11 protein-coding genes are annotated in these 12,083 nt (G+C 64.0%); 3 read left to right on the top strand and 8 right to left on the bottom strand.

The features are described from left to right. The first annotated feature begins 52 nt into the window (after nucleotides 1-52). The 3 genes from C4K27_RS30920 to C4K27_RS30910 all read left to right on the top strand — a co-directional run bounded on the left by C4K27_RS30920 (nucleotide 53) and on the right by C4K27_RS30910 (nucleotide 2,659). Nucleotides 53-955, top strand: a complete 903-nt coding sequence (locus C4K27_RS30920; protein WP_053263190.1) for a LysR family transcriptional regulator — start codon at nucleotides 53-55, stop codon at nucleotides 953-955. 130 nt (nucleotides 956-1,085) lie between these two features. Beyond that, nucleotides 1,086-1,709, top strand: a complete 624-nt coding sequence (locus tag C4K27_RS30915) for a glutathione S-transferase family protein (protein ID WP_053263189.1) — start codon at nucleotides 1,086-1,088, stop codon at nucleotides 1,707-1,709. A gap of 65 nt (nucleotides 1,710-1,774) precedes the next feature. Next, a complete protein-coding gene (locus C4K27_RS30910; protein ID WP_053263188.1) occupies nucleotides 1,775-2,659 on the top strand; it encodes a pyridoxamine 5'-phosphate oxidase family protein in 885 nt (294 codons plus the stop codon). 125 nt (nucleotides 2,660-2,784) lie between these two features. Here the strand turns inward: C4K27_RS30910 and C4K27_RS30905 are convergent, their stop codons facing one another. From C4K27_RS30905 to C4K27_RS30870, 8 genes are read right to left on the bottom strand one after another with little or no spacing between them, the layout of a single operon-like run. Next, the gene (locus tag C4K27_RS30905) at nucleotides 2,785-3,915 is read right to left on the bottom strand and encodes a glycosyltransferase family 4 protein (RefSeq protein WP_053263187.1); all 1,131 of its coding nucleotides are present in this window, start codon (nucleotides 3,913-3,915) and stop codon (nucleotides 2,785-2,787) included. After that, entirely contained in the window at nucleotides 3,916-5,046 is a 1,131-nt protein-coding gene (locus C4K27_RS30900; RefSeq protein ID WP_053263276.1) for a glycosyltransferase family 4 protein, read from the bottom strand. Next, entirely contained in the window at nucleotides 5,030-6,403 is a 1,374-nt protein-coding gene (locus C4K27_RS30895) for a glycosyltransferase family 4 protein (protein ID WP_053263186.1), read from the bottom strand. Before C4K27_RS30895 ends, C4K27_RS30900 begins: the two co-directional genes overlap by 17 nt. After that, entirely contained in the window at nucleotides 6,400-7,665 is a 1,266-nt protein-coding gene (locus C4K27_RS30890; protein ID WP_007924581.1) for an ABC transporter ATP-binding protein, read from the bottom strand. Before C4K27_RS30890 ends, C4K27_RS30895 begins: the two co-directional genes overlap by 4 nt. After that, entirely contained in the window at nucleotides 7,665-8,462 is a 798-nt protein-coding gene (locus tag C4K27_RS30885) for an ABC transporter permease (protein ID WP_007924587.1), read from the bottom strand. The genes C4K27_RS30890 and C4K27_RS30885 overlap by 1 nt, the downstream gene beginning before the upstream one ends. Then, nucleotides 8,462-9,904, bottom strand: coding sequence for a mannose-1-phosphate guanylyltransferase/mannose-6-phosphate isomerase (locus tag C4K27_RS30880; protein ID WP_053263185.1), 1,443 nt, complete (start codon nucleotides 9,902-9,904; stop codon nucleotides 8,462-8,464). Before C4K27_RS30880 ends, C4K27_RS30885 begins: the two co-directional genes overlap by 1 nt. 3 nt (nucleotides 9,905-9,907) lie before the next feature. After that, entirely contained in the window at nucleotides 9,908-10,879 is a 972-nt protein-coding gene (gene gmd, locus C4K27_RS30875; protein ID WP_053263184.1) for a GDP-mannose 4,6-dehydratase, read from the bottom strand. After that, a complete protein-coding gene (locus C4K27_RS30870) occupies nucleotides 10,876-11,787 on the bottom strand; it encodes a GDP-mannose 4,6-dehydratase (protein ID WP_053263183.1) in 912 nt (303 codons plus the stop codon). Before C4K27_RS30870 ends, gmd begins: the two co-directional genes overlap by 4 nt. Nucleotides 11,788-12,083: the final 296 nt, after the last annotated feature.

Below are 12,083 nucleotides of genomic sequence, written 5' to 3'. Positions count from 1 at the left end.
GCGGTCCATGCGGGACGGTGCCGGGGCAGGGCGCCGTACTGCGAGGACCGTCATGGACCGATTCCAGGAAATGCAGGTGTTCATCAGCGTCGCCCAGGAGCAGGGCTTCGCGGCCGCGGCCCGGCGCCTGGGGCTGTCTGCGCCCAGCGTAACCCGCGCGGTGGCGGCGCTGGAGCAGCGTATCGGCACCCAGCTGCTGACCCGCACCACGCGCAATGTGCTGCTGACGGAAGCCGGCCAGCGTTACCTGGAAGACAGCCGGCGCATCCTCGCCGAGTTGCAGGACGCCGAGGCCTCGGCCGCCGGCATCCATGCCCTCCCGCGCGGCCAACTGACGATCACCGCTCCGGTGCTGTTCGGCGAGCTGTTCGTGACTCCGCTGATGGTGGATTACCTGGAACGCTTTCCCGAGGTCAGCATCAATGCCCTGCTGGTCGACCGGGTGGTGAGCATGGTCGAGGAAGGCATGGACGTCGCGGTGCGCATCGGCGAGTTGCCCGACAGCGGCCAGCACGCGATGCGTGTCGGCGAAGTGCGGCGGGTCATCTGTGCCTCCCCGGCTTTTCTGGCGCGGCATGGCCGACCACGGCATCCCCAGGAACTGCGCCAGGCGCCGGTGATTGCGCCGTCGTCCATCGGCCAGTCCAGAAGCTGGCTGTTCGACGAGGGCGGAACCCCCTTGAGCGTTCGTCCGGAGCCGCGGCTGGTGGTCACCGCCAACCAGGCGGCGATCAGTGCCGCCTGCCTGGGGCTGGGCCTGACCCGGGTGCTGTCGTACCAGGTCGCGGGCAAGGTGGCGACGGGTGAGCTGGAGATTGTCCTGGCGGAGTTCGAACTGGCGCCGCTGTCGATCCATGTGGTGTATCAGGGCGGGCGCAAGGCCCCGGCGCGGGTGCGCAGTTTCGTCGATTTCGCGGTGCAGGCGCTGCGCGGACATCCGGCGTTGCAACCGTAGCGCGGATTATTACGCTGGCTGAAATGATGGATTGTGTTTTCTGGTGATTCTGTTGTTTTGACCCGAGAGAGAAGATGGCGTCCGTCAGTGCCGCTCTTGTGAGCCGCACCCCTGCCCAGCGGAGTCTGCCATGCACGCCATCAAGCTCTACAACTTCCCCCGTTCCGGTCATGCCCATCGCGTCGAACTGATGTTGTCGCTGCTGGGGCTGCCTTTCGAGCTGGTCTTCGTCGACCTGGCGAAAGGCGAGCACAAGCAGGCGGACTTCCTGGCGCTGAACTCCTTTGGCCAGGTGCCGGTGATCGACGACCAGGGCGTGATACTGGCCGACTCCAACGCGATTCTGGTGTATCTGGCGCAGAAGTACGGCCAGGGCCGTTGGTTGCCCAGCGATCCGGTTGGCGCGGCACGAGTCCAGCGCTGGTTGTCGGCGGCGGCGGGGCCGATTGCGTTTGGCCCGGCGGTGGCGCGGCTGATCACCGTATTCGGCGCCCAGCGCAACGCCGAGGAGGCCATCACTCGCTCCCATGCGCTGCTCAAGGTGGTCGAGCAGGAATTGACGGCCAGCCCTTACCTGGCGGGCAGCGAACCGACCATCGCCGATATCGCCGGCTACAGCTACATCGCCCACGCCCCCGAGGGCAATGTGTCGCTGGCGGATTATCCACAGGTCCGCGCCTGGCTGGCGCGCATCGAAGCCTTGCCTGGCTTCGTCGGCATGCCGCGCACCGCGGTGGGCCTGCAAAGCGCCTGAATCTGGCGGCCCGGCACCCTCCGGGCCCGCTGACTGCTGCGTCATCGACGCAGGGGAGCCCCATCATGAACATCGAATCCCCCTGGCATGCAGGCGAAACCCGCCTGCAAGCCCAGGCTGGCGTTGCCGAGCGCATGGACGTCGTCGGGCGCAAGGTGATCCGCAGCGAGATGCCCGACCAGCACCGGCAGTTTTATCAACAGCTGCCGTTCATGCTGCTCGGGGCTGTGGATAACCAGGGCAACCCCTGGGCCAGCGTGCTCGAAGGGGCTGTCGGTTTCGCCCAATCGCCAACCCCCGGGCGGCTAAGGCTCGACAGCCTGCCCGCCGTCGAAGACCCCGCCCAACTGGCGCCGGGCGCGGCCATCGGCCTGCTGGGCATCGAGCTGCACACCCGGCGGCGCAACCGCCTCAACGGGCGGATCGTCGAGCTGGACGACAGCGGTTTTGCCCTGGGGGTCGAACAGTCCTTCGGCAATTGCCCGCGCTACATCCAGCTGCGTCAGTTCGAGTCGGTGCCGCTGGCCGCGCACCGGCCGGTGCAGCGCCTGAACGCGCTGGATGAAACGGCGAGGGCGATGATCCGGGACGCCGATACGTTTTTCGTCGCCAGTTACGTGGAGGTCGAGGGACGGCTCTGGGTCGATGTGTCCCACCGCGGCGGCCCGGCCGGTTTCGTGCGGGTCGAGGGCAACCGCCTGAGCATTCCGGATTTCGCCGGCAACCTGCACTTCAACACCCTGGGCAACCTGCTGCTCAACCCCCGCGCCGGCCTGCTGTTCATCGACTTCAGCCGTGGAGACCTGCTGCAGCTCAGCGGCCGCACTGAAGTCGTGCTCGACGACCCGCAGATCGCCACCTTCCCAGGCGCTGAGCGCCTGTGGCGCTTCGAGGTCGAGCAACTGGTGCGCCGGCCCGCGGCGCTGGCCCTGCGCTGGCGTCCGACGTAAAAAATCGCAGGAGCGAGGCTTGCCCGCGATAGGGCCGTGTCTGACCCACCACGGTGTTTGCATCGCGAGCAAGCTTCGCTCCTACAGGTGTTGCGGCGTTCAGGAAAATGTAGGAGCGAGCTGCGTCAGACGTAGGACAGGGCTTTTTCCTCCAGCAACTCCTGGTACAGCTCGTTCCACCTTTGGCCCATCTGGTCGGCGGTGAACAGCTGCCGGTAACGGGCTTCGGCCTTGAGGCCCATCCGAGCGGCCTGTTCCGGGTTGTCCCAGAGCTGGCGCATGGCGGCACGGAAGGCCAGGGGATCGCTGGGCGGCACCACCAGGCCAGTTTCGCCATGGATATTGATGTAGCTGGTGCCGGTGCCGATCTCGCTGGAGATCATCGGTTTGCCGTACATCGCGCCTTCGAGCAACGAGATGCCGAAAGCCTCGGAGCGCAGGTGCGAGGGAAAGACGATGGCATAGCTCAGTTGCAGCAGGGCCACCTTGTCTTCATCCCCCAGGCGGCCGAGGAAATGCAGGTTGCGCAGGCCCAGCGCCGCGGCCTGGGCATGCAGTTCGGCCTCCAGCGGGCCGGCGCCGACGATCACCACCGGGTAGTCCACGTCCTTGAGGGCATCGAGCAGGATGTGCAGGCCCTTGTAGTAACGCATCACCCCGACGAACAGGAAAAAACGCTCGCCCAGGCGCTGGCGCCACTGGGCCATGCGTTCGGTGTCGGGCTGTGGATAACCGGCCTTGTTCAGGCCGTAGGGGATGACCCGGGTCTTGTCCGGGAACTGTTGCAGCACATCGCTGGTGTGCAGGTAGTTCGGCGACGCGGCGACGATCCGGTCGACGCTGTGCAGGAAGCGGTTCATCAATGGCCGGTACAGCTTGAGCAGGTGGCGCTGGCGGATGATGTCGGAGTGGTAGGTGGCCACGCAGGGCTTGTTCATGCCACTCATGAAATGCACCAGGTCCATGAACGGCCAGGGGAAGTGATAGTTGACCACGTCGGCTTCGGCGGCCATTTCGCGAAACTGCTTGAACACGCTGTAGGAAAAGCCGGTGGAGGCGAACTGTATGTCGAGCTTGGCCCGGTGCACCTCATGCTGACCGAGCTTCAGTACCGTGGGTTGCGGGTCGGCGCTCAGGGTCAGGACCTGGCCTTCGATACCCTGTTGGGCGCCGCTTTCGCATAGCTGGAAGATGACCTGTTCGATACCGCCGACCGAGTCAGGCAAATAGGTTTTGAAGAAATGTAGGACACGCATTCAGCCTCCTATAGCCTGACGGTAGGTACGTGCGGTGATCTGTGCGCAGTGCCTCCAGGAAAACAGCCCGGCTTGTTGCAAACCCGCTTCGCGGCACGCCTGCCAATGGAGCTCATCGTCAATCAAGCGAAGCATAGTGTTGCTCAAGCCGTGCACATCGCCAGGCTCGACATAATTGCCCGCTACCCCCGCGACTTCCGGCATCGCCGAACGCCGCGTCACGACCACCGGTGTGCCACTGGCCATGGCTTCCAGGACCGGAAGACCGAAGCCTTCGTACAGCGATGGAAAGATCAGCGCCTTGGCTCCGGCCACCAGCTGTGCCACCTGTTCGTCCGGCAGGTAGCCCAGCAGCTGTACATGGCCGCTGGCCAAGGCCTTTTGCAGGGGGTCGCTGAACTGCCCTTGCTCCCAACCCGCCATGCCGACGATCAGCAACGGATAACGCTGGCGCAGCGCTGGCGGCAGCAGTTCGTGGGCTTGCAGGGCCTGGGACAGGTTCTTGCGTGGCTCCAGCGTGCCGACGCACAGGAAGTAGCCTTGAGGCTGCAGGCCATGGGCCGCGAGGCTGTGCTCCAGCTCGGTATGCTCACGAGGATGGAAGCGCGGGGCGACGCCCAGGGGCGCCACGACAAAACGATCGCGCGGCAGGCTGAAATAATCCTGGGCTTCATCGGCGATGAACTGCGAGTCTGTCAGGATCAGCCGCGCCTGTTCCACACCCGCACCAAGGCGCCGCTCGATTTCCTTCAAGCGTGCCGGCGGCTGAGTCGAGGGGTAATGCAGGTGAGTCAGGTCATGCAGGGTCATCACGGTCGGGCCTTCGAACTCCAGCGGCCACAGGCTGGGTTCGTGGTAAAGGTCGATCGCCTCATGCTGTCCCTGGTCGAAACGTCGCTGTTCCAGCCAGCGCCTGGCCTGGTAGGCCCCGGGGATCTGTCGCAGCCAAGGCGCCAGTCGGGAATAACCTGGCATGGCGGCCGCCGGCAGTTCGGGGCTCCAGCCCCAGCCATGGAACAGCGACAGCTCCAGTCCCTGCTCGGTGACCAGGGCCGAGGCCAGTTCCGCTACGTAATGGCCGATACCGGTGCGCGGCGACTGGAGAATGCGCGCGTTAAGGGCTATCCGCATCGTGCGTCTCCATGACCGTGGGGGCGTGGTTCCTGTGGAACACAATGCGTTCGACCAGCTGGGTACTGGCTTCTCGCCAACCCAGCCAGCGCCAGTCATCGACAGGGCGGGCGGCGGGAAACACGCCGCTGGTTTCCTGCTGGATGACTAGGTCGGCCAGGCTCTGCGGATCGTTCAGGTCGAAATAGGCCATGAACTCGCCGCCGATCTCGCGGAACACAGGGATGTCGCTGCCCATGGCGGGCAGGCCGCGCTGCATGGCTTCCACCAGGGGCAGGCCGAACCCTTCGACATAGGAGGGGAACACCAGCGCCGTCGCCTTGGAATAGGCGTACTCCAGGCTGTTGTCGTCCAGTGAATTGAACATGAACAGGCGCCGGTTCAACTCCGGGTGCCGGCGAATCCGTTCGATCAGCGCCTCGCACTTCCAGCCGATGCGCCCGGCGATACACAGGCGGGCCTGGGACCCACTGGCCCAGACACGCTCGAAGGCGTCTAGCAGGAAACCATGGTTTTTACGTGGTTCGATGGTGCTGACCATCAGGAACACCGCTGCCTGGCCCTTGAACAGCTGGGCCAGATCTGGGTTGATCCGAGCGTTTTTGCTGCACTGATCCAGTTCCGAGCCCAGGTGGAAATAGTCGAACCAGCGCTGTGCCACCTGCTGGCGCCCGACCCGGCGGAGCATCTCTTCGCGAACCTGGTCGCGTATGGTCGCGGAAATGGCGATGTAGCCGTCGGCGGTGCGCGCTATCCAGTCGAACCAGTGGTTGAACACCCGGACCAGCCCGGCGTCGCAGAACTGCGGGTGGGTCAGGGGGATCAGGTCATAGATGACCGAGACGATACCTACGCCATCGCGCTTGAGCTGTTCGGCCAGGGGAAAGAAATCGGCGTGCCAGGACGAGTCCAGCAGCACCAGTTGATCGCCCGGTTGATGTTGCAGCGGTACGCAGCGCTGGGGGATTTCCCGGGTGTCGAGGAACCGGTTGCACAGCCGCAACGGAATGCTGAAGCAGACCAGAGCGGTCAGGCGGCACGCCACATAGAGCAAGCGGCGCGCAAGGTAGGAATCGAAAGGTTTGCGTCGCTCCAGGGTGCGGTGACGCAGCCAGAAGACGTTGGCCATCTGTTCCAGGCGCACCCGCAGCCCCATCAGGTTCCAGCGCTCGGGTTTCAATGGCTTGAGGCTCAATACCCGGTAGAGCTTGCCCTTGAGCATGACCACCGGAATGCATTCCACCGAGGCATCGGCCGCGGGCAGTTCACGGATGACGTTGCGCACCACGCGCTGGATACCCGAGTTGGTCTCGGGGTGTTCGAACACATAGGTGCATTCAATCAACAGTCGGGTCATGGCGCCGCTCGCTGAGGCATTGACTGAGTGGACTTCGACGGTGAGCGAACAATGCTGGTCCGCGCCTGCAACCAGGAGCAGCCGACAAAGTCTTCCTGGCGGTTATTGATGACGTGGAAGACCAGGCCGTAGTCGCGCCATTCGAAGTTGCGATCCAGGTGCGAATCCAGCCGCGACAGGCTCAGGGCCACCGAGTAGTTGCCCTTGCCCAGGCCCATGGTGAAGGCGAAGCGGAAGGTGACCTTTTCGCCGGCGCTCAAGTCGGTCAGGGCCTGGTCCAGGCGATGGGTGTTGATGCCATACATGGGCTGGCCGAGACGGTCCTTGATCATGAAGCCCAGCACCAGCCGTTCGATGTCCTGGCGCACCTCGACCTGTACTTCCAGCACCACCGGCTGGCCGACTTCGGCCATCTCGATCGAACGCTCGCGTTCGTCGCGCAGGTGCACGCTGAGGATCGCGGCTTCGCCGGTGCCGGAAATGGTCCGTACCTGGCCGTTGGCGAGCATTTCCTGGCGCACCGTCTGGCCTTCGCGTTCGGCGAGCATGGCGTTGTAGTAGTCCATCACCTCTTCCGGCTTGCCGTGCATGGCCACGCGGCCCTGTTCGAGCAGGATCGCGGTGTCGCAGATCGACTGGATCGCCGAGCGGTCGTGGGACACGATCAGCAGGGTGGTGCCGGCGCGGCGGAAGCTGCGGATGCGCTCGAAACTCTTGTGCTGGAAGTAGGCGTCGCCCACCGACAGCGCTTCGTCGACGATCAGGATGTCCGGGCGCCGGGCCGTGGCCACGCTGAACGCCAGGCGCATCTGCATGCCACTCGAATAGGTGCGTACCGGATGATCGATGGCCTCGCCGATCTCGGCGAAGGCTTCGATTTCCGCCATCAGGGCCTGGATTTCCTCGACCTGCATGCCCAGCAGCTGGCCGGCCATGACCGCGTTCTGGCGCCCGGTGAAGTCCGGGTGGAAACCCATGCCCAGCTCCAGCAACGCCGCTACCCGCCCCCGCAGATGGATCTCGCCGCAGGTCGGCTGGGTGGTGCCGGTGATCATTTTCAGCAAGGTGCTTTTGCCGGCGCCGTTGACCCCGACTATGCCCACGGCCTGGCCCGGCTCGATCTCGAAATCGACGCCCTGCAGCACCCAGTGCAGGTGATGGCGCGGCCTGGAAAACGGAATCATCCATTCGAACAGCCGGCTCCAGCGGTTCGGGTACTGCTTATAGGCCTTGCCCAGGCCGGTGACGCGTATATGTCCCATCAGAGCTCATCCACCATTTCACCGACGCGCTGGCGGAAAAGCCGCAGCCCCATGCCACAGAACAACAGGCTGATCACCAGCATCGGGGTCAGCGAACTCCATTGCGGCCACTGGTCGTACAGGAACAGGTTCTGGTAGCTGTGCATCAGCGCGGTCAGCGGGTTGAGCGCCAGCAGGCGCTGGATCGACTCGGGCAGGATGCTGATGGGGTAGACGATGGGGGTCAGCCAGAACCAGAACTGCAGGAAGATGCCGAAGAACTGCGCTACATCGCGGAAGAATACGTTCAGCACCCCGAGGATCATCCCCAGGCCGGTGCAGAACAGCACCTGCAACAGCAGCAGCGGGATCAGCGCCAGCAGCGCCAGGCCCGGCAGGCGCCCGGTGATCAGCAGGAAACCGAGGAACAGGCCGAGGATGATCGCGAAGTTGATGCCGGCGTTGAGCAGCACGATCACCGGCAGGCAGATGCGCGGGAAGCTGATCTTCTTCAGCAGGTTGGCGTTTTCCAGGAACATGCTCTGGCTGCGCAGGGTCAGCTCGGAAAACAGGCCCCAGGTCAGCAGCCCGGCACAGAGGTAGACGCTGTAGGCCAGGCCATCCTCCACGCCCGGCAAGCGGGCGCGCATCACCTGGGAAAAGATCACCGTGTAGACGACGATCATCGACAGCGGGTTGAGCACGGTCCACAAGGCGCCGAACAGCGAGTTGCGATAACGCGCCTGGAACTCGCGCTGCACGCTGCCGAGGATGAAGCCCCGGTAGCTGCGCAGCGAGCGGTACAGATTGAGCAGCATCAGGCTGTCCTGCCGTATTGGTCTTCGAAACGGACGATGTCGTCCTCGCCCAGGTATTCGCCGCTCTGCACTTCGATGATGACCAGGTCGATCACCCCCGGGTTCGCCAAGCGGTGCTTGTGCCCGGCGGCGATGAAGGTGGATTCGTTGCTGTTGACCAGATGCGAGCCGTCGCCGTTGTTGGTGACCATGGCCGTGCCCTTGACCACCACCCAGTGTTCGTTGCGATGGTGGTGCATCTGCAGCGACAGCGCCGCGCCCGGCTTGACCACAATGCGCTTGATCTTGAAGCCCGGGCCTTCCTCCAGCACGGTGTAGCTGCCCCAGGGGCGACTGACCGTGCGGTGCAGGCGATAGGATTCGTGGTTGCGATCCTTGAGCTGCCTGGCCACCTGGCGCACGTCCTGGGCGCGGTCGGCGTGGGCCACCAGGATGGCGTCGGCGGTCTCGACCACGATCAGGTTGTCGACGCCCACCGTGGCGATCATCCGGCCTTCGCTTTGCACGAAGTTGCCGTGGCTGTCGATGAACAGGGCTTCGCCAGTGGCGCGGTTGTCCTGGGCATCGGCGTCGACCAGGGCGCTGATCGCGCCCCAGGAGCCGATGTCGCTCCAGTCGAACCGGGCGGGCACGACCGCGACCTGGTCCGAGACTTCCATCAGCGCATAGTCGATGGAGATGTCCGGCATCCTGGCGAAATGCTCCGCGGACAATTCATGCTGGATGATGTTGCCGGTCTCCACCGGCGTGCTCGCGGCCAGGCAGGCGCGGCCCTGTTCCAGCAGCTCGGGGGCGTGCTGTTGCAGCTGCTCCAGCAGCGTGGCGACGGTGAAACAGAACAGGCCCGAATTCCACAGGAACCGGCCGCTTTCCAGGTAGCCCAGGGCAGTCTTCAGGTCGGGTTTTTCCACGAAACGCAGCACCCTGGCGGCACCGTTATCGTCGAGGGCGTCGCCTGACTCGATATAACCGAAGCCGGTTTCCGGGGCGTTCGGCGTGACGCCGAAGGTGACCAGGTGCCCGGTTTCAGCCAGTTGCGCGGCGTGGGCGACCGCGCTTTTGAAGGCTTCTTCGTTGCGGATCAGGTGGTCGGCCGGCATCACTACCATGGTCACCTGGTCGCCGTGCCGAGCCTGCAGGGCCAGGGCCGCGGCGGCGATGGCCGGAGCGGTGTTGCGGCCCGAGGGTTCGAGGATGAAATGCCCGTGATGCCGATCCAGCCTGGCGGCCAGGAAGTGATCCTTGCTTTGAAAGAAGTGGTCGCGGTTGGTCACCGTGACGATATCGCCGCTACCGGCCAGCAACCCGGCGGCGCGGCGGTAGGTCTTGCCCAGCAGGCTCTGGCCGTCGGGCAGGAGCATGAATGGCTTGGGATGACCTTCGCGCGAAACCGGCCACAACCGGGTCCCGGCACCGCCGGAAAGAATCACTGGAATCAGCATGCCTTACTCCTTGGCGACGCGTTTCATGTCCGCATCCATCATCATGCGGATCAGGGTTTCCAGATGGGTCTTGGGTTTCCAGCCGAGCACCCGTTGGGCCTTGGCCGGGTTGCCCAACAGCACGTCGACTTCCGCGGGGCGGAAGAACGCCGGGTCGATTTTCACGTAGTCACGGTAGTTCAGGCCGACGTGTTCGAAGGCGATCTGGCACATCTCGCGCACGGTAGTGGTGACGCCGGTGGCCACCACGTAATCGTCGGCCTTGCCCTGTTGCAGCATCAGCCACATGGCTTCGACATAGTCGCCGGCGAATCCCCAGTCGCGCTTGGCGTCGATGTTGCCCAGGCGCAGCTCCTGCTGCTTGCCCTGTTTGATCCGGGCGGCGGCGTCGGTGACCTTGCGGGTCACGAACTCGATGCCGCGCAGGGGCGATTCGTGGTTGAACAGGATGCCGCTGCTGGCGTGCAGGCCGAAGCTCTCGCGGTAGTTCACGGTGATCCAGTGCCCATAGAGCTTGGCCACGCCGTAGGGGCTGCGCGGGTAGAACGGGGTATTTTCGTCCTGCTGCTCGGCCTGGATCAGGCCGAACATTTCGCTGGTGGAGGCCTGGTAAAAGCGGGTGTGCGGGCTGAACTGGCGGATCGCCTCGAGCAAGTGGGTCACGCCCAGCCCGTCGACGATACCGGTGGTCACCGGCTGGTCCCAGGAGGCGGCGACAAAGCTTTGCGCCGCCAGGTTGTAGAGTTCGTCGGGCGCCGCCTTGATCACCGCCCGTTGCACGGAGCAGGCGTCGGCCATGTCGCCATCCAGGTAGAGGATCTCGCCCTCGATGCCCATCTCACGCAAGCGCCAGCGCGAGTCGCTGCTGCGTCGCGCCACCAGTCCGTGAACCTGATAGCCCTTGTCCAGCAGCAACTTGGCCAGATAGGCGCCGTCCTGCCCCGTGATCCCTGTGATCAGTGCACTTTTTGTCATTCTTGTAGTACCCGTGACTCCCAGTCGGACAGGATCGCCCGCAGGGATTGTTTTATTGTGGTTTCGGGCGTCCATCCGGTGACTGCTTGCAGCCTGGCGTGACTGCCACAGACACGACGCTGTTCTGCCCGTCGCAGACGGGCGGGGTCCTGGACCAGCTCCATTTCGACCTGAGCGATGTCCGCCAACTGCTGGATCAGGCCGCGGATGCTGTGCTCCTGGCCGGAACAGATGTTGTAGACCTGGCCCGGCACGCCACTGCGCAACAGGGCGAGGTAAGCGTTCACCACGTCAGCGACATCGAGGAAGTCGCGAGTGACGTCGATATCGCCGACTTCCAGCCTCGGAGCCTGCAGGCCGAGCTTGATCCGGGCGATCTGGCGCGCGGCGCTGGCGACGGCGAAGCTGCCCAACTGCCCGGTACCGATGTGGTTGAACGGCCTGGCCACCATCACGGGCCAGCCTTCGCTCATGCCCCACTGCAGGCACAAGAGTTCGGCCGAGACCTTGCTCACTGCATAAGGATTGCGTGGGGAGGGGGGCTGGCGCTCGTCGATGGGCAGGTCGTTTTCGCCGACCTGGCCGTAGACGTCACCGGAGCTGACGTACAGGAAGGTGCCGCTGAAGCCGCGGGCTTTCAGCGCTTGTAACAGGTTGAGGGTGCCCAGCAGGTTGATCTGCAAGGTCCGGGCAGGATCGCGGAAGGCTTCGGGGACAAAGGTCTGGCCAGCCAGGTGAATCACCGCATCCGGTAACTCGGGCCACAGGTCTTGCAGGCTTTGCGGTTGGGTCAGGTCAAAGGGCGGCGCGGGCAGCAGTTCCCAGCCGGAATCGGCAGCGCCCAGGCGGGATCGCAGATGGCGTCCCACAAATCCATTCAGGCCCGTTACAAACAGACGCTTTTTCAAGCAGCAGCCTCTTTAGACGGAGGCTTCGGCAATATTTGGACACATAATTCATATGAGAAATACGAAAACTCTGCTATTTCCCCCGGGCCTTTCTATTGACGAAGCTTGTTGTAGTTGTTTGGCGCTCAATCTGTGCCAATTGCTTTGGAATTTCAACAGGTCCTACCGTGACCGGTAAGTTCTCGTTTTCCAGCATAGGAAAAATCTTGTCGGGAGGTTCCCGAATCTTCAATGGATGTGTTTAGAATGCCCCTCGTCTCGACCCCAAAGCGATCAGAATGGCTGTCTCGCAGTCA

It is taken from the genome of Pseudomonas chlororaphis subsp. chlororaphis (genome assembly GCF_003945765.1).
GTDB classification, from domain to species: Bacteria; Pseudomonadota; Gammaproteobacteria; order Pseudomonadales; family Pseudomonadaceae; genus Aquipseudomonas; species Aquipseudomonas chlororaphis.
The sequence above is the reverse complement of the archived record's forward strand: the minus strand, read 5'-3'. Positions and strand labels throughout refer to the sequence as shown.